The 24,578-nt window shown below is 31.6% G+C and carries 16 protein-coding genes, 2 tRNA genes and 3 rRNA genes; 10 read left to right on the top strand and 11 right to left on the bottom strand.

Annotated elements, in window-relative coordinates:
• The first annotated feature begins 9 nt into the window (after positions 1-9).
• The 4 genes from R5397_RS02360 (at position 10) to R5397_RS02345 (ending at position 4,177) form a co-directional block, all read left to right on the top strand.
• On the top strand, positions 10-1,146 hold the full coding sequence (locus R5397_RS02360) for a chemotaxis protein CheB (RefSeq protein ID WP_421622757.1): 1,137 nt from the start codon (positions 10-12) through the stop codon (positions 1,144-1,146).
• A gap of 23 nt (positions 1,147-1,169) precedes the next feature.
• On the top strand, positions 1,170-2,378 hold the full coding sequence (locus tag R5397_RS02355) for a TraB/GumN family protein (protein ID WP_421622756.1): 1,209 nt from the start codon (positions 1,170-1,172) through the stop codon (positions 2,376-2,378).
• Between the two features lie 37 nt (positions 2,379-2,415).
• Positions 2,416-3,048, top strand: a complete 633-nt coding sequence (locus tag R5397_RS02350; RefSeq protein WP_247065573.1) for an adenylate kinase — start codon at positions 2,416-2,418, stop codon at positions 3,046-3,048.
• An 88-nt stretch (positions 3,049-3,136) separates the two neighbouring features.
• Entirely contained in the window at positions 3,137-4,177 is a 1,041-nt protein-coding gene (locus R5397_RS02345; RefSeq protein WP_421622755.1) for a hypothetical protein, read from the top strand.
• Between the two features lie 2 nt (positions 4,178-4,179).
• Here R5397_RS02345 and R5397_RS02340 read toward each other — a convergent pair whose 3' ends face one another.
• The 5 genes from R5397_RS02340 to R5397_RS02320 form a co-directional block, all read right to left on the bottom strand.
• Positions 4,180-5,112 carry a GGDEF domain-containing response regulator gene (locus tag R5397_RS02340; protein ID WP_421622754.1) on the bottom strand — a complete coding sequence of 311 codons (933 nt, stop codon included), beginning with the start codon at positions 5,110-5,112 and terminating at the stop codon, positions 4,180-4,182.
• Positions 5,113-5,124: 12 nt separating this feature from the next.
• Positions 5,125-9,561 (bottom strand): ATP-binding protein, encoded by a 4,437-nt coding sequence (locus R5397_RS02335; protein WP_421622753.1) that lies wholly within the window; start codon positions 9,559-9,561, stop codon positions 5,125-5,127.
• Positions 9,562-9,616: 55 nt separating this feature from the next.
• Positions 9,617-9,727, bottom strand: a 5S ribosomal RNA gene (gene rrf / locus R5397_RS02330).
• Between the two features lie 21 nt (positions 9,728-9,748).
• Positions 9,749-12,682, bottom strand: a 23S ribosomal RNA gene (locus tag R5397_RS02325).
• Between the two features lie 316 nt (positions 12,683-12,998).
• Positions 12,999-13,838, bottom strand: a complete 840-nt coding sequence (locus R5397_RS02320; RefSeq protein WP_421622752.1) for a Cof-type HAD-IIB family hydrolase — start codon at positions 13,836-13,838, stop codon at positions 12,999-13,001.
• Between the two features lie 133 nt (positions 13,839-13,971).
• Here R5397_RS02320 and hpt point away from each other — a divergent pair, with 133 nt between their 5' ends.
• The 3 genes from hpt to purB are packed head-to-tail and all read left to right on the top strand — an operon-like array spanning position 13,972 to position 17,177.
• Positions 13,972-14,496 (top strand): hypoxanthine phosphoribosyltransferase, encoded by a 525-nt coding sequence (hpt, locus tag R5397_RS02315; RefSeq protein ID WP_421622751.1) that lies wholly within the window; start codon positions 13,972-13,974, stop codon positions 14,494-14,496.
• Between the two features lie 9 nt (positions 14,497-14,505).
• Positions 14,506-15,789 carry an adenylosuccinate synthase gene (locus tag R5397_RS02310; protein ID WP_421622750.1) on the top strand — a complete coding sequence of 428 codons (1,284 nt, stop codon included), beginning with the start codon at positions 14,506-14,508 and terminating at the stop codon, positions 15,787-15,789.
• Entirely contained in the window at positions 15,774-17,177 is a 1,404-nt protein-coding gene (gene purB, locus R5397_RS02305) for an adenylosuccinate lyase (RefSeq protein WP_421622749.1), read from the top strand. Before R5397_RS02310 ends, purB begins: the two co-directional genes overlap by 16 nt.
• On the opposite strand, the gene R5397_RS02300 is transcribed toward purB, so the two are convergent.
• A complete protein-coding gene (locus R5397_RS02300) occupies positions 17,174-17,728 on the bottom strand; it encodes a DNA-3-methyladenine glycosylase (protein WP_247065580.1) in 555 nt (184 codons plus the stop codon). The genes purB and R5397_RS02300 overlap by 4 nt on opposite strands.
• A 164-nt stretch (positions 17,729-17,892) precedes the next feature.
• Here R5397_RS02300 and R5397_RS02295 point away from each other — a divergent pair.
• A tRNA-Ile gene (locus tag R5397_RS02295) sits at positions 17,893-17,966 on the top strand.
• Positions 17,967-18,491: 525 nt separating this feature from the next.
• Here the strand turns inward: R5397_RS02295 and R5397_RS02290 are convergent.
• The 4 genes from R5397_RS02290 to rsmI all read right to left on the bottom strand — a co-directional run bounded on the left by R5397_RS02290 (position 18,492) and on the right by rsmI (position 22,786).
• Positions 18,492-18,566, bottom strand: a tRNA-Ala gene (locus R5397_RS02290).
• Between the two features lie 72 nt (positions 18,567-18,638).
• A 16S ribosomal RNA gene (locus R5397_RS02285) occupies positions 18,639-20,175 on the bottom strand.
• A 161-nt stretch (positions 20,176-20,336) separates the two neighbouring features.
• Positions 20,337-21,725, bottom strand: a complete 1,389-nt coding sequence (gene radA / locus R5397_RS02280; protein ID WP_247065581.1) for a DNA repair protein RadA — start codon at positions 21,723-21,725, stop codon at positions 20,337-20,339.
• 386 nt (positions 21,726-22,111) lie between these two features.
• Positions 22,112-22,786, bottom strand: coding sequence for a 16S rRNA (cytidine(1402)-2'-O)-methyltransferase (gene rsmI, locus R5397_RS02275; RefSeq protein WP_247065582.1), 675 nt, complete (start codon positions 22,784-22,786; stop codon positions 22,112-22,114).
• A gap of 203 nt (positions 22,787-22,989) precedes the next feature.
• Between rsmI and R5397_RS02270 the strand changes: the two genes are divergently transcribed.
• Entirely contained in the window at positions 22,990-23,310 is a 321-nt protein-coding gene (locus R5397_RS02270) for a hypothetical protein (protein WP_421622748.1), read from the top strand.
• A gap of 9 nt (positions 23,311-23,319) precedes the next feature.
• Here the strand turns inward: R5397_RS02270 and R5397_RS02265 are convergent, their stop codons facing one another.
• Positions 23,320-23,709, bottom strand: coding sequence for a DUF1893 domain-containing protein (locus tag R5397_RS02265; RefSeq protein ID WP_247065584.1), 390 nt, complete (start codon positions 23,707-23,709; stop codon positions 23,320-23,322).
• 113 nt (positions 23,710-23,822) lie between these two features.
• Here R5397_RS02265 and R5397_RS02260 point away from each other — a divergent pair, with 113 nt between their 5' ends.
• A complete protein-coding gene (locus R5397_RS02260; RefSeq protein WP_247065585.1) occupies positions 23,823-24,401 on the top strand; it encodes a YigZ family protein in 579 nt (192 codons plus the stop codon).
• Positions 24,402-24,578: the final 177 nt, after the last annotated feature.

Raw genomic sequence — 24,578 nt, 5'->3', positions numbered from 1 at the left:
AAAACAGAAATGCAAACAAAAATTTATGTACTCGTCATTGAAACTTCTTCTGTTAATAGAAAGACTATATCAGACATTATAAATTCATCTTTAAAGCTTGAAGTTATTGCAACTGCAGCCAACACAGACTTCGCCCTTAAAAAACTTAAAAAACATCCAGATGTAATATTACTCAGTTTAGAAGAAGAAACAATCAAAGAAATTACTTTCATAAAAAAAAAGAAAAATATAAACAACACGCTCCCTGTTATTATCCTCTCATCAAACAAAGACATAGCAAAAAATGCTATCTTAAAAGGTGCTGATGACTTTATAATAAAAACTGATGACAAATTAGAAAGCATAAAAGATAAAATTATTGATTTACTCTCAATTTACGGAAATAAAACCATAAAAAAAAAAATCATAACTGACACCAATTTCAAATTCAAAACAAATCAATATTTGATAAATAATAAAGTCAATGAAGAAAATTCAAATATAACAAAAGCAACAGATAAAAATGAAAATACAAACCTTAATCAAGAAAAAATAATAGATGAAAAAGATTTAAAAAAACTTAAAAACAGAAAATTTGAAATAGTTGTTATTGGAATATCTACAGGAGGCCCTGCGGCACTAAAGACAATACTACCAGAAATTCCTAAAAATTTTCCTGTCCCAATAATAATTGTCCAACACATGCCAAAAGGATTTACAACCGAATTCGCAAAAAGTCTCAACAATATCTGCAATTTAATTGTCAAAGAAACAAGTAATAAAGAAATACTTAAAAAAGGATTCATATACATAAGTTCTGGGGGATACCATACAAGAATTAATAAAATAAACGAAAACTATCAAATAGAAGTCTTCGATGCTGAGAATGTAAATGGACACAAACCTTCTATAGGAGTACTCTTTAAATCAATATCAGAAAATGTGAAAGACAAAGCAATAGCTTTAATAATGACTGGAATGGGAAGCGATGGCTCTAGAGAAATTGGAGAGATTAAAAAAGCTGGCGGACTAACTATTGCACAAGATGAGAAAAGTTCAGTGGTTTTTGGAATGCCCAAAATAGCAATAGAAGAAAATAATATAGACTATATAGTTTCAATAAGTCATGTGGTAAAATTATTAAAAGCCATTCTTCTTGATGGTTAAATTTTTAAAGACAAGGATCGCATTTGGATATCAAAAAAGAGAATACTGAAGATTGTTTTTTACACGTTAGCACTCTTGACACAGACTATGACAAAATATATGTACTAGGAACAGCACATGTATCAAAAAAAAGCTCACAAGACACATCTACCTTAATTGAAACATTAAAGCCGGATTTTATTGCCGTTGAACTTGATGAGGCTCGTTATCACGCAATTCTAAATACAGATGAAAACGAAAAATGGCGCAACTTAGACATATATAAAGTAATAAAACAAGGAAAAGCATTTTTATTAATAGTACAAATCATTTTAAGTAATTTTCAAAAAAAATTAGCAAAAGAACAAGGAATTAATCCCGGAGAAGAGATGAAAACGGCTATTTTAAAAGCTAAAGAGCACAACATACCGTTAATACTTGCGGACAGAAAAGTTGAGACAACTCTAAAGAGAGCATGGAACTGTGTCCCAACTTTTGAAAAAGTCAAAATAATATCAAGCCTGTTTTCATTCTCAGACATAAAAGTCACACAAGATGAAATTGAAAAACTCAAAGAACAAGATGTTCTATCAAATATGATGGAAGAACTTGCAAAAGAAATTCCTACTGTAAAAAAAGTTTTAATTGATGAAAGAGATGAATTTATAGCAAGTAAAATACTTGAAGGTTCAGGAACAATTCTTGCAGTTGTTGGAGCTGGTCATGTGAAGGGCATAATAGCAAATTTAAAAGAGATTAAAGAAAACAAAAAGATTGTCAATGTTGACAATCTCAATGCCATACCTAAAAATAGTTTCTCGGTGAGTAAATTAATATCTTACTTTATAGCAATCTCAATTGTCATACTAATGGCAAGTTCATTCTACTTTAAAGGCTTTGATTTTGCATACAAAAATTTAGAGTTTTGGATAATATGTAACTCTTTATTTGCAGGTCTTGCTGCTCTTTTACTAAAAGCCAATATTATAACAATAATAACAGCATCAATTGGTGCTCCAATATTTTCCCTAATTCCATTTATTGGAACAGGTATGGTTGCGGGTCTTGTTGAAGCTTACATAAATAAACCAAAAATAAAAGATTTTGAAAAACTACAAGAAGATTTGGAAAACATAAAAGGATATTTTAAGAACAAAGTTACAAAAATTTTATTAATAGTATTTTTCGTAAACATTGGGTCTGCAATTGGAACAATTGTTGGATTTAAATTCTTGTTAAATATCTTTAGCTAAACCAAAAAGAAAAATAAGAACATACAGGAGTTACATTATGAAACTTGTTTTTTTAGGACCTCCGGGCTCTGGAAAAGGCACAATTGCCAAGATCCTATCAAGCAAACTAAATTACTATCATATTTCAACAGGAGACCTGTTTAGAGCAAATATATCAAATGTTACACCTCTTGGTAAGGAAATCAAACAAATAGTTGAGAATGGACAATTAGTACCCGACTCAATTACAATCAAAATTGTTGAAGATAAAATCAATACCCTTGCAAATAAGGATAATTTTATTCTTGATGGATTTCCTAGAAACATCAATCAAGCTAAAGCTCTAGATACGTTCTTGCAAAATATTCAAATAATAAACTTTTTACTTGATGAAGCGATACTAATAAAAAGGCTTTCTGGAAGAAGAATATGCCAATCCTGCGGCGGAATATTTAACATATATACACTTCCTACAAAAGAAAAGGACATTTGTGATCTTTGCAAAGGAACCCTTTACCAACGAAAAGATGACGTAGAAGAGTCTTTAAAAATCAGACTTAAAGAATATCATTTACAGACAAAACCTCTAATAGATTTTTACTCAAAAAGCAACAGACTTAATAATATAAATGCATCAAAGAATATTGATGGAGTAGAAAAAAGCTTAATAGAAATTATATCAAAGTATTAAAAAATATTAATCTAAAATAATGATGACAATAATTTATAAATAATTTATATTTTTAAAAAAAATAAGGTATAATGTGAGAAAATCTTTTATGGAAAAAAGAATTCATATGATAAAAAAATTATTCATGGTATTGATATTTTTACAGGCTGTCTTAATCTATTCAAAAGAAAATCAAGATGAAATGGAATATTTTTATGTCAACTCTCAAATGGCTTATTATCCACCACATGCACTAGGAACTTCGGGAAGCAAATTTTCTCCAAGCTTCATACCCCCTCAATTTAAATCAGTATCACCAAATAATCAGATCTCACCTAGTTCTTGGGGAAGTATCAAACTAATATCAAATTTGGGTTACTATAAATTTTTTAAAATCTTAAAAAATCCCGAACAACATTCACTTTTACTTCAAAACACTGGAATAGATGTTGATTTTAAAATTGGACTCTCACCTGTTGTTGCACTACTTAAAGGAAAAATCGGTCTCACTCCCATTGCATTTCTTAATATATATACAGGAATTGAAATTGGCATAGGTTGGCAAGGATTTGGATTTAAGGGTATTGGAATACACGTAGGTAATGGGCAATATTCAAGTAAACCTGAATTTTATTCTGAGGTAACAATTGGAAGTAGACTACAATTTGATCTAAATGCGGTGCTTGGTGGAGACTGGACACACATTATTACAGTAGTTGGAAATAATATTCTTCATACACAAAATCCACATGCTAATGACAATCAACTTTGGAAATATAAAGCTGATGAAGGTAAAAATATAAATGGATTTACAATAAACCCTTATGCACTCCTAGCTTACAAAATGCCAATACCTCTTAATATAATTGGACTGTTATACGAAGGCCAAACATACATTGGACATGCAAGAAACGTAAGTACAACACAAAATCAAGGATGGGGAAGTGATTTCTTTTATCACAATTTCTCCCTTATTTCAAAAATTGAAATCATAGAAAATTTAACACTAGACATGCAATTCAAATTCTCAACAGCACCTATGTACACAGTAAACACAATGGGAATGGCCGATATCTCAAAAAGAATAAGTACAAATAATTCATATATTTACTACGATTCTATTGGGTTTTCTTTAACTTACAAGATTTAACTTTAACACTTACATTTATTGCGACCAGAGAGCTTGGCTTCATATAATTTGTCATCAGCAAGTTTAATAATGTTGGTGAAATTGGAATCATGAGGAATTTGTTCAGCAAGACCAATTGAAACTGTAACAAAATTAGAAATATTACTGTACTCATGAACTATTTCCAAATTCCTAATATCTTCAATTAAAACACTAACAATCTTAATCATTTCATTCAAGCTCTTATTTACAGAAAATAAAATAAATTCCTCACCACCATAACGAGCAATATCTATCTTATATTTAATGGCAATTTTATTTAAACTCTTTGCAATTAACCTAAGACATTCATCACCATTAGTATGTCCATAGTTATCATTATATTTTTTAAAATAATCAATATCTAACATTCCCACAATGACGTTCTTTTTATGCTCCAAAGCTTGCATCCAATACTTAGCAAACTTATCTGTAAAAAACCTTCTATTAGGAATTTGAGTTAGACCATCAATTCTTGCAAGATTCTTAAAATAATCCCTAAGTCTTTTAAGCTCAAGATGAGTTTTAATTCTTGCATCAATTACCCTGCCATTAAAAGGTTTTAAAATATAATCCACCCCACCGACACTAAAACCTTCAAGTTGAGCATCGGTAGAATCGCTTGAACTGATAAAGATTACAGGAATATCTTTAGTCTCAGGATCATTTTTAAGCCTTTTACAAACCTCATAACCGCTAACATCTGGAAGCAATACATCAAGAAGGATCAAATCAGGACTAGCAATCTCAACCTGTTTTAAAGCATCAAACCCATTTAATGCAACCCTAATCTCATACTTATGTTGCAATATATCTATTAATAGATCTAAATTTGTGGGTGTATCATCCACAAGTAGCAATTTCTGAGGTTCAACTGAAAATTCCTCAAAATTATCCAAAATCATACTTTGAGTCATGACTTCCCTATCTTACCTAAGATTCATCATACGTTTAACAATATTAGTGCTCTCTTTGAAATTATATACTCTTAAATATTTAATAAGAGAATTAAATAATATAACATTATTGTCATCTAAACTATACCTTTTAAGCACTTCAAGAACTTCCTTATATTCTTTTGGATTTCTATCTTCTATTCCATTTAAAAGCCTTTGCATAAGACTCAAAAATTCATCATTGCTTTTAAATTTTAATTTTTCCTGATCACAAGTTTCGATAACATCTAAAATCTGCTTCCTTATGTTCTTGATAAGTAAAATCAAACCTTTACGCGCTTCAGAATACAATATTTTTAATTCATGTATTGAACCTGTATTCATCTCAATCTGTTTGAACTTTCCAAATAAGTTACTACGCATATTACTAAGAGCTCCAGCTATTGAATGTACTAATTCTTTTACTAATTTTATATTGTTTAAATTAAAAGCCTCATCCAAATCACATATCAGATTATCGCTCATATCAACAAATCCTCTGCACAAATCAACATACATATCATATGAGATATTTAAATCTCTTAAAGCATTATCAATATCTAAATTGGGTAAATTAGAAAAACTATCGAATATCTTATCTGATATAATTTTATTATCTTCAACTTCAATATGTAAATATTTTTTTAAAATATACTTAATCGAACTAATATGTATCGGTTTTGCAAGATAATCATTCATTCCATTTTCTAAACACCTATCTTTATATTCTCTTAATGCATGTGCAGTAACAGCTATTAATACACATGGATTTAAGTTATTCTGGCTTTCAAATTTGCGTATTTCTTTAGATACCGTAAATCCATCACAATTTGGCATTCTTATATCAATAAAAGCCATATCATATTTATTAGTTTTTAAAAATTCAATAGCCTTAACACCATCATCCACAATATCAATAAAATCTTCCCTGACACCTATAACAATCAAAACATTTTTTAAAATCTTTTGATTAATTTCATTATCCTCAGCTATTAAGATACCAATATTATTTTTAAGCTTAAGAATACTAGATTCATTTATTATGGGAACATCTACAATTGCACCATTTTTAATCCAATTAGAATAAAAATCCCACCTTTTAAAAGGTTTTTGCATGTATTCATATTTAAAATCAATGATCTCATTACCTTTTAAATAATAAAACACAAAAACTATTCTTACATTAAAATTTAAACCTTCAATCTTTTCAGCAAACTTAAGAGCTTCTTGTAAACCAAAATCGTCGACATTTATAAAAACAAAATCATAATAAGGATACCTATAAAACGCCTTATAAGCATGCTCATAAGAATAAAAATAATGTATATTATCCTTATAATCAAATATCTTACTTATGTCTCTTAATACCTCAACAGTTTTTTTACTTAAAAATAAGCTTAAAATCTTTTTATTAGTCACTAATTCCAATTTATTTACTTCTTTATCTTTAATCTTATGACCTAAAACAAAAGGTAACATAAATGAAAAAGTTGTTCCCTTGCCTACCTCACTCTCAACTGCAATACCAGGACCGCCCATTAAACTAACAAGCCTCCTAGATATTGCAAGTCCAAGACCACTTCCTTCATACTTCTTTGAATCAGAATCATTGCCTTGTCTAAATAATCCAAATATTACCGGTATATTACTTTCCTTAATTCCTTTACCAGTATCAATTACTTTAAACTCAATAGTAATTATTTTATTACCATCATTATCTTCTGTACTGCAAATTATTTCATAGTTTAAAACTATGATCCCATCTGTAGTAAATTTAAAAGAATTTCCTATTAAATTAATCAGTACCCTCTTAAGTCTAGCTCTATCCCCTATTAAGTAATTTTCCAAATCTGATTTTGAATAAAAAATCAAATCAATATTTTGTTTTGCACTTTGCGACTGAAAACCTTTCAAAACACATTCAATTTCATGTTCCAAATCTATTTCATTACTTTCAATATAGATCTCATTCATATCTATTTTAGAGATATACAATATTTCATCAATTAAAGAGAGTAATAAGATAGATGAATAATTTATCATTTGCACATACTCTTTTTGCACACCCAAAAGATCAGTATTCTCCAAAAGCTCAGTAGCTGCTATTATGCCATTAATAGGGGTACGAATATCATGGCTCATACTTGCTAAAAAAATAGTTTTGGCAGCAATAGCATTCTCAATAACCTTTTTCTCACTGATTGCAGAAGAATACATTTTTTTCCTAAATCCTATCTCCTTCCACAAATTAAATAGGCAAAACATAAAAATAGTAAAAACAAACATACCAATGGTTAATACTGCTATACCAGATTTTTTTAGTCTTAAATCCTTAAAACTTTCATGAACATTGAATACCCAATCATCAAAATATAATTTATTATTAACATTTGTACGAAATAAAATTTTTTGTATAATTCTTCTCAAAATATAATCTTGGTTATGAACTGCAATATTTAAATCAAATGTTAGATTCGGAATAGTAAAAATTTTCTTAATATCCCTAATATTTAAGTCTTCAAAATTAATAGTTGCAGTATATTCATCACTAACAATCCCACTAACCTTGCCCCTATAGAGAAGATCCAAAGCATCTGTAAAGCTATCCACTTGCATCAGTTGTGTTCCTATTTTGGTTTCCAATTTTTTGGTATACAAAAACTTAAGCACCGCAATATTACCAAACGACCTAGAAGTAAATAGTCTCGTTTTATTTGAAAAAAGATGCAGTCGAATTCTTGATACTGCTTTGATGTTAAAAATATAATCTGAATTCGTATCATCTAAATTAGCAGACAATATATCTATTCTCCCTAATTTCATTAATTCTTCAATATCTCTCTCATGCACACTTATAATATTGAAATCCAAGTTTGTCAATCTTTTTATCTTCTTAATTAACCACTCATTTACTCCTTTATAACGACCAGAATCAAAATAATCAATAGGATACCAATCTTTAACAGCAAGGGTTAACCTCTTATTGTTTTGTAACCAGATTTTTTCCTCAATATTAAAGTTACTGCTATTTATATGCCCATAAAAATTATTTTTATAATCTTCAATCTCATCTTGACCAAGCCAATTTTTACCTATTTGCAACAAAGTGTCGAATAAAATGTTTTCTGTCAACGCATTAAGCATATATGCAAACAATTGTAATCTCTTATTATTAGCAGCTAATACCAAAAATTTACATTTACTTAGACTTGAATCCTGAAATTTCAATATATTATTGTATCCATGCAATTTTAATAAATAGCTTACGGTAATTGAATTTTCTACAAATCCATATGAACGATTGACTATATCTAAAAAATTACTTACTATATCTGTGTTTTTATCTAATTGAATATTATTTAAACTTAAATCAATAATTTGTGAATTTATGACTTTATTACTATTTTTAGCATTTGTAAAATACAAATTAAAATTAAGTGAACATATCGGAGCAATTGCTTTATACTTCTTAGAAGTTAAAATATTATCATCTTCAATAATTCCACCCCAAACAGACACATCCTTATCATCCAGGCTTACTTTAATGCTCTCCTTTGGGAATCCTACAAATTTAACTGAAAAACCATATTCTCTAGCAAGAGTATTCCACAAATCAACTAAAATGCCTGCAAATTGACCTTTAGAATTAATAAAACTCAAAGGAGGATAATCATTATATATTCCAACATCCAGATTAAATAAAAAATCGAATTCTTTAAAAGAAGCATATTCCTCTCTAGAGAAAGATTGCATATAACTTAAAAGATCAACATTTAAGCCTTTTAGCTGATTAATAGCATTCTTGCTAATAGCAACTCTTATACAAAAACTATAAAAATACTCAGAATTAAAAACTTTCATAAAAGATGGATAAAAAGAACTATACCATACACAAGATAATGACTTATAACTCCCATATACTAAATCAATCTTATTATCTCTTAATGCCAAGAGTAATTTTTCAGTATCTGGAAATAAAAAAACATTATCACTATGACCATGAAATCTTAAAATATCTTCATATATAGTATTCTTTACAACACCTACACGTAACTTGTTTGAAAAAAATAAATTGGAAAGTTTTTTCTCTTTTTCTGAATCATAAATCAATGCGGTTATACATTTGCCAATCTCATTTTTAAAATAAAGGTATTCATTTAAGTCTGAATTATAAGTTAATCCCAAATAAACTACATCATCTTCAATTTTATCTTTATCAAGATAATCAACAGCTTCTATACTAATGTCATAATCATTATCTTGTGCCCACTTGTCTAGAAGATAAAAAATCATACCAACCATCTTATTTTCTTGATTTTTATAATAAAGCGGATAATATTGATCTACAAGTTTAAATTTCAAGGTTTCTTTAGCGGGTAAACTAACATGAGAAATAAAAAATAAAAACAAAAATAAACTCAAACCACGCATAATTTACAATATATGTCTAATACATATTAGATATATCAAAATGCAAACAAAAAAACCCTGGCAATAACCTACTCTCCCGCGAACTCGCAGTACCATCAGCGAATAAGAGCTTAACTTCTGTGTTCGGAATGATAACAGGTGTTTCCTCTTTTCTTTAATCACCAGGGTATATAAGGAAGACAAAAATATGGTCAAAGATTTGGGTAATTAGTATTAGTCAGCTTAATATATTACTATACTTACACTTCTAACCTATCAACCTGGTATTCTCCCAGGACCCTAATAGGATATCTCATCTTGAGGAAGGCTTCCCACTTAGATGCTTTCAGCGGTTATCCCTTCCGAACGTAGCTACCCAGCACTTACCCTTGGCAGGATAACTGGTACACTAGAGGTTCGTCCATCTCGGTCCTCTCGTACTAGAGATAGCTCCTCTCAAATATCCAACGCTTGTGGCAGATAGGGACCAAACTGTCTCACGACGTTCTGAACCCAGCTCGCGTACCGCTTTAAATGGCGAACAGCCATACCCTTAGGACCTGCTCCAGCCCTAGGATGCGATGAGCCGACATCGAGGTGCCAAACCCTTCCGTCGATGTGAACTCTTGGGAAGGATAAGCCTGTTATCCCCGGAGTACCTTTTATTCGTTAAGTGACGGCGCTTCCACTCGCTACCGCCAGATCACTAAGACCTACTTTCGTATCTGCTCGACTTGTCAGTCTCACAGTTAAGCTACCTTATGCCTTTACACTTACAGAGTGATTTCCAACCACTCTAAGGTAACCTTTGCGCACCTCCGTTACTCTTTGGGAGGCGACCGCCCCAGTCAAACTACCCACCTGGCACTCTCCTCATATCACTATAAGTTAGAAACTTAATTAAACAAGGGTGGTATTTCAAGTGCGACTCCACTATCCCTAACGAGATAGCTTCAAAGTCTCCCACCTATCCTACACATATTTAATCAAATCTCAATACCAAGCTATAGTAAAGGTTCACGGGGTCTTTCCGTCTAACCACAAGTAATCGGCATCTTCACCGATACTTCAATTTCACCGAGCTCCACGTTGAGACAGCGTCCAAATCGTTACACCATTCGTGCGGGTCGGAACTTACCCGACAAGGAATTTCGCTACCTTAGGACCGTTATAGTTACGGCCGCCGTTTACTGGGGCTTAAATTCAATGCCTCGTTTTACACTAACATCTCCTCTTAACCTTCCAGCACCGGGCAGGTGTCAGTCCCTATACTTCTCTTCACAGATTTGCAGAGACCTGTGTTTTTGGTAAACAGTCGTTCGGACCATTTTTATGCTACCTAATCTCTTAGGTCATACTTATCCCGAAGTTACGTATGTATTTTGCAGAGTTCCTTAACGTGGATTCTCTCGCGCGCCTTAGAATTTTCATCCCACCTACCTGTGTCGGTTTGCGGTACGGTCCCTTATAGCCTAACCTTAGAAGTTATTTCTTGGCACCTTGACTACCTACATTTCATGTTGCCTAAACAACACTCATCATCACATCTCAGCTCTTTTAGCGGATTTTCCTACTAAAATCAACACCTTAATGCTTAAACTAGGACTACCATCGCCTAGCAGTAGTTAACCTCATGCGTCACTCCAATCGAAACTATAAGAGGTACGGGAATATTAACCCGTTTCCCATCGACTTCACTTTTCAGCTTTGCCTTAGGGGCCGACTAACCCTGGGAAGACGACCTTCACCCAGGAAACCTTAGGTTTTCGGCGAATGGGGATCTCACCCATTTTTTCGTTACTCATACCTGCATTCTCACTTCTGATACCTCCATCAAACTTCTCAGTTTAACTTCTCAGGCTTACAGAACGCTCCTCTACCATTCTAACGTAAATTAGAATCCAAAGCTTCGGTAATGTGTTTAGCCCCGTTACATTATCGGCGCTTAAGTACTCGACCAGTGAGCTATTACGCACTCTTTAAAGGTATGGCTGCTTCTAAGCCAACCTCCTGGATGTTTACGTACCTAAACCTCCTTTTCCACTTAACACATTTCTGAGACCTTAGCTGTTGGTCTGGGTTGTTTCCCTCTCGACTATGGACCTTATCGCCCATAGTCTCACTCCTATTCATCATACAATAGCATTCGGAGTTTAACTGAGTTTGGTACCCTTTGACAGGCCCTAGCTCAATTAGTGCTCTACCTCTATTGCACTAAAATAAGGCTGAACTTAAATCCATTTCGAGGAGAACCAGCTATATCCGAGTTTGTTTAGCCTTTCACTCCTATTCACAGCTCATCCCTGCCTTTTTAAACAGACTAGGGTTCGGCCCTCCACTTGGTTTTACCCAAGCTTCAGCCTGGCCATAAATAGATCACTCGGCTTCGGGTCTACCACATCTAACTAAATCGCCCGTTTAAGACTCGCTTTCGCTCAGGCTCCAGCACTACAATACCTTAACCTTGCTAGACATGATAACTCGCAGGTTCATTATGCAAAAGGCACGCCATCACCATGAATAATCATGGCTTTGACTGCTTGTAAGTCTACGGTTTCAGTTCTATTTCACTCCCCTCCCGGGGTTCTTTTCACCTTTCCCTCACGGTACTCTTCACTATCGGTAGCTTTATAGTATTTAGCCTTGGAGAGTGGTCTCCCCAGCTTCAGACAAGGTTTCTCGTGTCCCGTCCTACTTAGGAACATCTTTAAGAAGATATTTACATTTAAATTACAGGGCTATCACCTTCTTTGGCTAACTTTTCCAAGTTATTCTTCTACATAAATATTTTGTAACTTCTCAGCTTATTGCAGACTAAGCTTCAAGCGTCCTACAACCCTCTAAATGCAATGCTCTGCAGCTTGACACATTTAAAGTTTAGGCTACTCCCCTTTCGTTCGCCACTACTTAGGGAATCTCTTTGATTTCTTTTCCTCAGGGTACTTAGATGGTTCACTTCCCCTGGTATAGCCTTTACCACATGCGCAGTAAATAATTAGCATCTAGCTAATTGGATTACTCCATTCGGTGACCTTGGGATCATAAAATGTTTGCTTCTCCCCCAAGCTTTTCGCAGCTTACCACGACCTTCTTCGCCTTAAAGCTCCTAGGCATTCACCATAGACTCTTTATTACTTTGACCATATTTTTATCTTCCATCTCTAACTTGCCAATCGTTTATACAACATAGAATAATATATACTTTTCACTTTACTATGTCAATACCATTATTACACTTTTAATTAAAAAATTTTTTCAATAATTAAAAGACACAAAAAAAATATCAGATTAATTGTTGACAAAAAAATAATCATAAAATTTATACACAAAATGACCATGAAAAACACATAATTCATGAAATAAGTAAATAAAATAATTATCTCAGACAAAGTATAAAGCAAATATTGAAAACCCAAATGGTTTAGATAAAATATAAGAAAAAGTAAGAAAAAGATTACTTAAAATTGAATGTCAAGATTAAAAAACTCAATTAAAAACTTTGCAACTCCATCTTCATCATTACTGAATTTTGTAACCTCGTTGTTTAATAAATGATTCTTAACAAAATTGTTTGCATTTTGCATGAGAATACCTTTTCCAGCATTTTTTAACATCTCATAATCATTGCCATTATCTCCAAATGCTAAAATAGCATCAATAGAAATACACTCAAATAAAGCAATACTTTTAATAGCATTATATTTACTAGCATCAATATTTGTAATTTCCAAAAGATCATTAGCAGAATAAAATATACTTATATCTTTAAAATTTTTATCTCTAATTTTATTTTCAAACTCTTCAAGCTTAGAAAAATCATGAGAATAATAAACTATTTTGGAACAAGAATCTATCTCAAGTTCAGATAAATCAGTAATAATAGGTTGTACGCCTAAATTTTCAATAAAATAATTCATAATTGGACTTCTAATCTCTCTATCAGAATACCAATCATTAAGAGTATAAAGATTAACATCAATATCCCCTCGCTCTACTTTAAGAAGTTCTCTTACTACATCATAATTAATCTTATATCTCAAAATCAGATTATTTTTTAAAAACACCTCAGCACCATTAGCCGTTATAATATAACTCTCATCAATTTGCACATCTTTAAGTTGCATTAAAATGTCCTTAACTTCATATAATCTTCTACCAGTAGCAATAATTATATGAAAATCATTCTTTAATCTTAAAAGAACTTTAAGAGTCAATGGCGCAATTTCATGATTGTTATTAAGCAATGTTCCATCAAGATCAAAAACCAACATCTTATACTTTTCATAATTGGCATTCATTATAACATCCTCTTTTTAAATAAATGATATCACATTAAATTCATGACTTATAATCTCTAACTTGAATTAAATTAATAAAAAAAATATAATAATTAATGTCAAAAGTTGAAGAGAGAGTTAAATGTAAAGCTGAATGAGTGATAAAATTTCAACTTTATTCACAGAAGAAAAAATAAAAAGCAAAATTAAAGAGCTAGCGAAAAAGATTAGAAACTATTATGAGGATAAAAACAACGTGGTTTTTATATCACTTCTTAAAGGCTCTTTTATATTTTTTGCAGATATTACAAGAGAAATTGGATTAAACGTAAAAATAGATTTCCTGCAAGCTTCAAGTTATAAAAATAAAACTTTTTCTTCATTAAATGTAATAATTAAAAAAGATATCGACATTAATATACAAAATAGTTACGTAATCATCTTTGATGATATCATAGATACTGGGCTTACATACGAAAAAATCGTTGCTCACTTAAAAACCAAAAATCCTAAAGAGATTAAAATTTGTACTCTTTTTAACAAACCATCCAGAAGATTAATAGAATTAAAGATAGACTATGCGGGATTTGAGATTGAAAATGATTTCATAGTTGGATATGGCATTGACTTTAATGAACAACACAGAACTTTAAAGAATATAGCAAAAATAAGTAAATAGGAGATATAAATGTCAATTTATGCAGTTATTGGAACTCAATGGGGTGATGAGGGTAAGGGAAAAATTATAGACTTTCTCTCATCAAAGATAGATTATGTTGTAAGGTTTAACGGAGGAAATAACGCCGGACATACAATTGTTGTCAATAATAAAAAATTCATCTTTAATCTACTACCATCAGGTGTTTTGCAAGGAGCAAAATGTATACTTGGTCCTGGTGTAGTAATTGATCCCTCAATCTTAATTAAAGAACTTGAAGCTCTCAAGCACAATAACATAAAGACAGAAATATTCATAAGTGATAAAGCACATATAATAATGCCTTATCACATTAAACTTGACGAACTTAATGAACAAAAAAAGGGTGTTCACAAAATCGGAACTACAAAACGAGGAATTGGACCTTGCTATGCTGATAAAATTAACAGAACAGGAATAAGAGCTGTTGACTTACTTGACATTGAAATTTTCGAAAGAAAATTAAAAATAAATTTAGATGAAAAAAATGAAATTATAGAAAAAATATACAACCATAAACCTTTTTATTATGATGATATTTTAAGTAAATATAAAAAATATATAGCAATACTCCAATCTGCAATCACAAATACAGAAGAAATATTAAATCAGGTCATAAATTCAGGAAAAATTATCTTAATAGAAGGTGCTCAAGGCACAATGCTTGACATTGAACATGGAACATTTCCATTCGTAACATCAAGCAATACATTAATTACAGCAACAACAGGCTGTGGTATTCCTATCTCAAAAATTAAGGAAAAGATTGGCATAGTAAAAGCATTCTCATCAAGAGTTGGTTCAGGACCGTTTGTAACTGAAATTTTAGGTCCTATTGGGGATAAAATTAGAGAAAAGGGACAAGAATATGGTTCAACAACAAACAGACCGAGAAGAATTGGTTGGCTTGATCTCTTAACAATAAAAAAATCGATAAGCCTTAACGAACTAAACCATTTAGCCCTAACTAAATTAGACATACTAAATGACATTGAAGACCTTAAGATTTGCACAGCTTATGAATTTAAAGGCAAAAGATATGACCATATACCTACTTCTTGTGAAATACTTGAGAATGTCAAACCTGTATACAAAGTCTTTAAAGGATTTAAACAAAATATTAGAAATATTAGCCGTTATGAAGATTTGCCTATCGAAGCTAAAGAGTACATTGAATTTATAGAAAGAGAAGTAGGGGTACAAATTTCGATTTTATCTCTTGGAGCAGAGAGAGAAAAAACCATTTTTAGGAATCAAAAGTGGATAAATATATAAACCCGTTAAAATCAAGATATGCAAGTAAAGAAATGCTTTACATTTTTTCACCAAAATTCAAGTACACCACATGGAGAAAGTTGTGGTACAACTTAGCTTTAGTGCAAAAAGAATTGGGAATAAACATTAGTAATAAACAACTCAATAAACTATATAAACACATAGAAAACATTGATTTTGAACTTGTAGAAAAATATGAATCAAAATTTCAACATGAAGTCATGGCCCATCTCTATGCTTATGCCGACTTGGCTGGTGATGATGCTAGAAAAATTCTACACCTTGGTGTAACAAGTGCATATTTAATGGATAACACAGACTTAATCCAAATCAAAGAAGCTTTATTGCTCATTGAGAATAAACTGATAAAACTAATTAACACTTTAAAAAAATTCTCACTAAAGCATAAAAACCTGGTAACACTTGCATATACACATCTACAAGAAGCACAATTAACAACTCTTGGAAAAAGAAGTAGCTTATGGCTCCAAAGTCTAATTTTTGACTTTGAAGAACTTAAGTTCATTATGTCCAAAATGTGTTTTAGAGGAGTAAAGGGTACAGTTGGAAATCAAAGTAGCTTTAAAGAATTGTTTGCGTCTAACTTTGAAAGAGTAAAAGATCTAGATATAAATCTTGCAAAAAAAATGGGATTTGACAAAGTTTATAAAATAACTGGTCAAACTTATGATCGCAAATTTGATTCATCAATATTAAATTTCTTAAGCAATCTAGCCCAAAGCGCACATAAGATTACCAATGACATCAGATTCATGCAACATCTTAAAGAAATTGAAGAACATTTTGAAAAACACCAAATAGGTTCATCCGCAATGCCTTACAAAAGAAATCCTATCTATAGCGAAAGAATAGCCTCCCTTGCCAAGTTTATAATGAGCCTACAATCAAGTGGTGGTTTTATAGCAGCAACTCAATGGCTTGAGAGAACTCTGGATGATTCAGCCTGCAAAAGACTCAATATTCCCCAAGCATTCTTAGCTGCTGATGCTATCTTGATATTACTAAATAAAATATTTAATAATATCAGAGTAAACAAAAAAATGATTAAAAAACACGTTACAACAGAAATGCCATTTATATTAACAGAAGACATATTGATGAAAGCAACAAACAATGGAGGTGATAGACAAATATTACATGAAAAGATAAGAATTTATTCAATGCAAGTAAAGGAAAATCTTTATTCAGGAACAACTGAGAACGACTTAATTAAACTAATCCTTAATGATCAAAGTTTCAAATTAACATCTAAAAACATAGATGAAATCTTAAATCTAAATGAAAATATAGGTTTTGCCTCATGCCAAGTTGAAAATTTTATTAAAGAGATAATTGATCCTATTCTTGAAAAAAATAAGGAAAATTAACATTTAGAAACATATTTATTGCCCCTTATGTAAAATCGCCAAAGTTTATTCGCATACTCCTCACCTGCATAATCAACATTTATTCTCTTTGAGCATGACACTTCAAAATTAAAAGATAAACCTCTTTTTAAAAAAAGTTCACAATTATTAATAAGATCAATTTTATTAAATTTTAAATCTATATTTAAAAACTTAGCAAGCTTGCCAGGTCCATTAGTAAATATTCCATCAACTTTTGGTGAAATAGGCTCAATACCTCTTATCAAAACAGCATGGGGATTATATTCATTAGATACCACAACGTTTAACATGTAATACATGCCATAAATCATATAAATATAAGAATATCCCCCAATATTATACATAGCACTGGTACGACTTGTCCTTCTTCCCCCATAAGCATGACAAGCTTTGTCTATTACACCCATATAAGCTTCCGTCTCAACAATTCTTGAAATAATTTCCCTGTCACCTATTTTCCTAACAATCAAGTGTCCAAGCAAAGATTTGGCCACACTAACAGCATCTTGCATAAAAAATTCTCTATTCATCAGTACAATTTTAAACCAAAACAAAAATCAAATTCAAAACTTATTATAATTGAAAAAAACGTTAAATAAAAATTGCAAATAACAAACAAGTATCATGAAAAAAAAACTATATATTGACAAACACAATAAAGTTAAATAGAATCTTAAAGGGTAAGAATATCTAAGGGATCATAGCTCAGGTGGTTAGAGCGCAGGTCTGATAAACCTGAGGTCGGAGGTTCAACTCCTCCTGGTCCCAATTGAATAAACTCAACTCCTACTAAACATTTAGTAATCTCAACAAAATAATTCAAAGATGCATTTCTGAGCTTCAATCAAGCTTGCCGTATGCAATAAAAATTTGTTAAGTCTATTTAAATTTATCAACAAAATCATCAAGACAACAAGTAATATAAAACCATGTGCTAAAATAGCAAACCATATATTATATTTACTCACTCAAAACAAACAAAAACATCAAATATCTTAAAATTTGCATGAAGTAAAAATTATTTCCTACAAGCTAAAAAATTTTAAAACAACTTAAATAAAATAATTTAATTCAAACAAAAAAATAAATAAGTAATACCCTTATTTTTTATATTGCTTATCTTATAAATGAGAATTTACTCTAAATAAATCATTAAACATAAAAAACATTTTATCTGAAAATCAAAATTTTAATAGGATTTTTTTTAATTCTTAAAGCTAGCTTTCAATTGATACAACACAAGTTAATCTTTAAAACCATAACCTCCATTCATTCACTTTTACAATAAACAAATGGAGGTTAAGGGATTCGAACCCTTGACCCCCGGCTTGCAAAGCCGATGCTCTAAACCAACTGAGCTAAACCCCCAAAAAAAGTCTCTGAAAAGACAAAGGAAGAGTTAAAATAATAATTTGCCGTATAATAATTTCTTTCTCTTAGAAAGGAGGTGATCCAGCCACACTTTCCAGTACGGCTACCTTGTTACGACTTCACCCCCCTCACTAAACATACCTTAGATACCTTCCTCCCTTGCGGGTTAGAATAATAGCTTCGGGTATCCTCAACTCGGGTGGTGTGACGGGCGGTGTGTACAAGGCCCGAGAACGTATTCACCGTATCATTCTGATATACGATTACTAGCGATTCCAACTTCATGAAGTCGAGTTTCAGACTTCAATCTGGACTGAGACCTGCTTTATGCGTTTTGCTTCACATCACTGTTTCGCATCGCTTTGTACAGGCCATTGTAGCACGTGTGTAGCCCAGGACATAAGGGCCATGATGATTTGACGTCATCCCCACCTTCCTCCGGCTTATCACCGGCAGTCTCGTCTGAGTCCCCATCTTTACATGCTGGTAACAGACAATAAGGGTTGCGCTCGTTGCGGGACTTAACCCAACACCTCACAGCACGAGCTGACGACAACCATGCAGCACCTGTATACAGACCCCAAACGGGGAATAGTTATCTCTAACTACATCCTGTATATGTCAAGCCCTGGTAAGGTTCCTCGCGTATCATCGAATTAAACCACATGCTCCACCGCTTGTGCGGGCCCCCGTCAATTCCTTTGAGTTTCACTCTTGCGAGCATACTCCCCAGGCGGCACACTTAACACGTTAGCTTCGGTACTAACCTTTCGATTAACACCAAGTGTGCATCGTTTACAGCGTAGACTACCAGGGTATCTAATCCTGTTCGCTCCCTACGCTTTCGTGACTCAGCGTCAGTCTTGACCTAGAAGTTCGCCTTCGCCTCTGGTATTCTTCCTGATATCAACAGATTCCACCCTTACACCAGGAATTCTAACTTCCCCTATCAGACTCTAGTCATGCAGTTTCCAGCATAGTTCCACAGTTGAGCTGTGGTATTTTACGCATAGACTTACATATCCGCCTACTCACCCTTTACGCCCAATAATCCCGAACAACGCTCGCCCCTTACGTATTACCGCGGCTGCTGGCACGTAATTAGCCGGGGCTTATTCATAAATTAACGTCATCACCTTGTCATTTCCTACAAAGCTTATTCCTCATTTATAAAAGAACTTTACAATCTTTCGACCTTCTTCGTTCACGCAGTGTCGCTCCGTCAGGCTTTCGCCCATTGCGGAAGATTCTTAGCTGCTGCCTCCCGTAGGAGTCTGGACCGTATCTCAGTTCCAGTGTGACCGTTCACCCTCTCAGGCCGGTTACTTATCATAGCCTTGGTAGGCTCTTATCCTACCAACTAGCTAATAAGACGCAGACTCATCTATAAGCGAAGCTTTAAAGGCTTCCTTTCATCAATTAACATCTCAATTGACCTTATTCGGTATTAGCTACTATTTCTAATAGTTATCCCCATCTCATAGGTAGATTATCCACGCGTTACTCACCCGTTCGCCACGGAATGTATTGCTACATTCCGTCCGACTTGCATGCTTAAGACGCACTGCCAGCGTTAGTTCTAAGCCAGGATCAAACTCTTCGTTATTTTTATTTCTTTACTTTAAAATTAACAGGTTATTTATTTTATTTGGCTCTTAAACCTTACTTAACTCTTCCCTTCTCTTTTCTTCCAATTCTTAATATCAACTCTTACTACTTTATAACATACGTTACACTTTGTCAATACTTAACATTCATTTTTTTATACTATCTATTTTTCAACCGACTCTCTTCATGAACTTCTCTTTTGCTATCTCGCACTAACCGCCTAACAACACCTAAAACACTCTCTATACCATCATATCCATTATAATAATTCTCTCTTAAATTTGCTCCCAAAACATGCTGAAATCCAGCTTTCTTAGCTGCAATAACCTTACTCTCAATATTAGAGGATGCCTTAATTTTTCCTGAAAGAGAAATTTCACCTGTAAAGATTAAATCTTGATTTATAATAACATTGGTTTTGGCAGAAAATAATGCAACCAAAACAGCAAGTTCAATTTCTATATCATCCATCCTAAGGCCCCCAGAAACATTCACATATACATCATCATTATTAAAACTGAGATTCAAATATTTATTAAGAACAGCTAAAATTCTTGATATTTTCTTAGAATCTATTTTTTCAGAAAAAATTCTAGGAATATTCATACCTGTTCTTGTGATTAAAGCCTGTATTTCAACAAATAAAACTCGACTCCCCTCATTAATGATTCCAATAGCAATCCCTGAAGATATTTCTTCCTTTTTCTCCAAAAAAATAGAAGAGGGATCCTTAATCTCAACAAGCCCCAAACACGTCATTTCAAAAATACCTACTTCATTAATAGCACCAAACCTATTTTTAGTAGCTCTAAGCATACGTAACGATTTTTCTGCCTCTTCAAAATAAAAAACAGAATCTACCATATGCTCTATTACTTTTGGTCCTGCTAAAATACCATCCTTCGTAATATGTCCCACTAAACATAAAGTTATATTCTTCCCTCTTGCCCACTCTATAAGCTTATAAACACAATGCTTTAATTGAGCAACCCCTCCAAGCCCACCTTGAACTTCTTTTGAATGCAAAGTTTGAATAGAATCGACAACAATAAAGTCAAGTTCAATATTTACAAGCATTTTGATTAAAGAATCAACATTTATCTCATTAGTTATCAATATATCAGAAGAAATTTTAAGTCTATTTGCTCTTAATTTAATTTGCGGAATTGATTCTTCACCTGCAAGATAAAGCACATTTTTGTCAGCAAGTGAAAGAATACTAGAAATTTGAAGTAAAAAAGTTGACTTCCCAATGCCAGGCTCGCCTGATATCAAAATTGCACTACCAATTACAATGCCATCACCAAGAACTCTATCAAATTCTTCAATACCTGTTAAATGTCTAACATTATCAACATGTTTAAAATCTCTTAAAGAAAAGATTTCATTTTTTGACTTACTTAAATCTCCCTCACAACCAGATTTAAATTCAGAATAATGTACTAAACTTTCCCAACTAAAGCATTCAGGACATTTCCCAAGCCACTTTAAAGATTTATACCCACAATTTAAACATTTGTAAATTTCCTTATCCCTATTTTTTATCATAAAATGTAAATGGGTAGACCTCTCTTAATTTGGACAAGTGATAAATCCATCTTTAAAACTTATGTCCCATCTTGAATTTTCAATATTAAAAAATCTTTAAAACCTTTATCATTGTTCTTAAACTCACTGTAAAAATTGTTAAACCAATTCCTTAAAAGTCAAAATACTCTCACTAAATTTATCACAATTTGCAAAATACATAATATCAGAATACATTAATTATACACAAAATTATACAAATCAGATTTTTATCCATCCTTAAATCTATATTTGAAAAACTTTTTGAACAACCATAACCTCTCTCATCAAGTAATTCAGATTCATCATAACTTATAAACAATCAATAATACCCTTTAATACATTTTTTCTCATCTTGTAAAAAATTTTTAACTTTTAGACTTCCTGCTAACCAAAACCGTAAATTCTCCCTTACTTTTGTTATTTTCTTCAAAATATTTCTTAAGCTCTAAAGGTTTACCAATTTTATATTCCTCATATAATTTTGTCATCTCACGACCAACAAGAACATTAGCATCTAAATTTACTAAAGAAATTTCAAATAATAACTTCAAAATTCTATGACTGGATTCAAGAAGAACAAATGCATCACCCCTATGATAAAGTTCCTCAATCCTTTTAATCCTTTTAATTCCTTTGTTTGGCAAAAATCCTTCAAACACTACAACTTTATCTTTAAAAGGATTTACACTAATAACTGCATTCAAAGAACTAACACCTGGAATAGGAAAAACTTTATGCCCATTTTTAAATGCCGCATCAACAAGCAAACCACCAGGATCACTAAGACAAGGAGTGCCCGCATCACTAACGAAAGCCACACTTTTTCCATTAGACAAGTATTCCAATAACAAACCAATTCTCTTATGCTCTATGACAGCATTACAAGAAATTAATTTTTTAACTATACCATAATGAGATAAAAGTCTCTTAGCAACTCTCGTATCCTCAGCAAATACAACATCAACTAATCTTAAAATATCAATTGCACGATATGTAATATCACCTAAATTACCTATAGGTGTTCCCACAATGTATAACACATAATCTCCTTAAAATTTAAAATACAGCTTACTTAATATGCATTAAACTTACTACTGCATAAATTAATTATTCTCAAAGTAACCTATACTTTTACAAAAGTACTTGGTTTTTATATATCCATATAAAAAAATTTTTATTTTTATGCTATATTTATATTATTATTTAATTTTAACAACTGAAAACTAAAAGGCGGTAAAGTTTTATGTTTAAACTCATTAAAAAGATCTTTATAATCTATTTCCTATGCATCACACTTACTGGACTTACTATGGTTTTCATTGATAGTAAATTTTCTGAAAGACAAGCTACCCAAGATGGTAAAAGTCAAATTATTAGACATGTAATTGATCCAAATTTAATTATGCTTACCTCTGCTATTGGAGGATTTTTGGGAATTTATTCCGGAATATGGTTTTTTGATCATGGAAAAGATAATTTCTACTTAACCTGGGGAAGCCTAATAATGTTAATATACAACATAGGACTAATCATTTCTGTATATTCCAAATCAAAAAACAAATAAATTCAAATTTTAAGAATTACTTACAATAATTCCTCTTTTAATCAGGTACTTATAAACTTCCTCTGGATTTTCTAAGCTTTCAATCAAGTTCTCAGTTTTATCATTTATCTTCTCTACTAATCTTTTAAAACCTACTCTTATTCCTCTACTTTCCAAAAAGTCTTTTGCCGGTTGAGAAATAACACCTGCCTGAACATTTTGAAGCCCAATATTGTAAATAATAACAGCAGCTGCCTTGCCTACAACCTTATCATAAATTTCTAAACCTTCTTTATTTTGAATGTATTTATTAATAAAATTATCAACTTCCAAGAGGGGTTTTAAACCTCTTTCCATATTAGAGTAAAGTATTCTATGTTCCTTAAACAATTTTAATGTAGGATTTAACCCTGATATCATTTCAAACACCTCTTAAAGACTTGCACTCAGAATTTAAAAAAACAATTATTAATAATAATAAACATAAATTAAAAATACTTCAACATAAAAAAGATGATATATTATTAAATTGAATGATGCTAATTCCTAAAGAAAATATTTATTCAAAAATTGAAGTAAAAAAATCAATTTTCTTATCATACATTTTTCATGTAGAGAAAAAAGAAGAAATAAATAAAATATTAAAAGAATATAAATTGAAATTTAAAAACGCAACTCATGTTGTCTATGGATTTAGAATCGGTAATTTAAATTCATTTATAAATGGAATGAACGATGACAAAGAACCACGATTAACAGCTGGAAAACCTACTCTAGACGCCATATTAAACAAAAATTTAACAGACACCTTAATTATTACAATACGCTATTTTGGAGGAACCCTGCTTGGAAAACAGGGTTTAATTAAAGCATATTCCAAAGCAGCACAAGAAGTAATCAACAAATCAAATCTAATAGAAAAGGAAGAAATGGAAACATTATGCCTTAATCTAAATTATAACCAATATAATTTACTTATACGAACAAAAAATAAGATGGGAATTAAAATTACAGACGCAAAATTCCTAGATAAAATAAACACTACAATAAAATTTAACATAAAAGATAAAAAAAATATCATAACATTTTTACAAGCAAACTCTCTGCTCTAATTTGAGTTTAATTAAGTTATGTCTATAACTTAATTAAACTAGACAATACACATGTAGACATTTAATTTGATTAAATGTCTACATGTGTATTGTCTAGTTTTTTCTAAAAAGAATTTTATATATACTATTATCATTTTTATTACTTATGTTCTACAATAGAATATTATTAATATACAC

The sequence above is a fragment of the Borrelia sp. MN22-0132 genome, from assembly GCF_049201035.1.
Taxonomy (GTDB): Bacteria; Spirochaetota; Spirochaetia; order Borreliales; family Borreliaceae; genus Borrelia; species Borrelia puertoricensis.
The sequence above is the reverse complement of the archived record's forward strand: the minus strand, read 5'-3'. Positions and strand labels throughout refer to the sequence as shown.

What these genes read in the sequence shown, in the direction of transcription:
- R5397_RS02260 (WP_247065585.1), top strand. Translation starts at nt 23,823, where the DNA reads ATGATGCTAATTCCTAAAGAAAATATTTATTCAAAAATTGAAGTAAAA.
- R5397_RS02340 (WP_421622754.1), bottom strand. Translation starts at nt 5,112, where the DNA reads ATGACTCAAAGTATGATTTTGGATAATTTTGAGGAATTTTCAGTTGAA.
- R5397_RS02350 (WP_247065573.1), top strand. Translation starts at nt 2,416, where the DNA reads ATGAAACTTGTTTTTTTAGGACCTCCGGGCTCTGGAAAAGGCACAATT.
- R5397_RS02320 (WP_421622752.1), bottom strand. Translation starts at nt 13,838, where the DNA reads ATGAATGCCAATTATGAAAAGTATAAGATGTTGGTTTTTGATCTTGAT.
- R5397_RS02265 (WP_247065584.1), bottom strand. Translation starts at nt 23,709, where the DNA reads ATGATATCAGGGTTAAATCCTACATTAAAATTGTTTAAGGAACATAGA.
- hpt (WP_421622751.1), top strand. Translation starts at nt 13,972, where the DNA reads ATGAGTGATAAAATTTCAACTTTATTCACAGAAGAAAAAATAAAAAGC.
- R5397_RS02310 (WP_421622750.1), top strand. Translation starts at nt 14,506, where the DNA reads ATGTCAATTTATGCAGTTATTGGAACTCAATGGGGTGATGAGGGTAAG.
- R5397_RS02300 (WP_247065580.1), bottom strand. Translation starts at nt 17,728, where the DNA reads ATGAATAGAGAATTTTTTATGCAAGATGCTGTTAGTGTGGCCAAATCT.
- R5397_RS02335 (WP_421622753.1), bottom strand. Translation starts at nt 9,561, where the DNA reads ATGCGTGGTTTGAGTTTATTTTTGTTTTTATTTTTTATTTCTCATGTT.
- R5397_RS02270 (WP_421622748.1), top strand. Translation starts at nt 22,990, where the DNA reads ATGTTTAAACTCATTAAAAAGATCTTTATAATCTATTTCCTATGCATC.
- radA (WP_247065581.1), bottom strand. Translation starts at nt 21,725, where the DNA reads ATGATAAAAAATAGGGATAAGGAAATTTACAAATGTTTAAATTGTGGG.
- R5397_RS02345 (WP_421622755.1), top strand. Translation starts at nt 3,137, where the DNA reads ATGGAAAAAAGAATTCATATGATAAAAAAATTATTCATGGTATTGATA.
- R5397_RS02360 (WP_421622757.1), top strand. Translation starts at nt 10, where the DNA reads ATGCAAACAAAAATTTATGTACTCGTCATTGAAACTTCTTCTGTTAAT.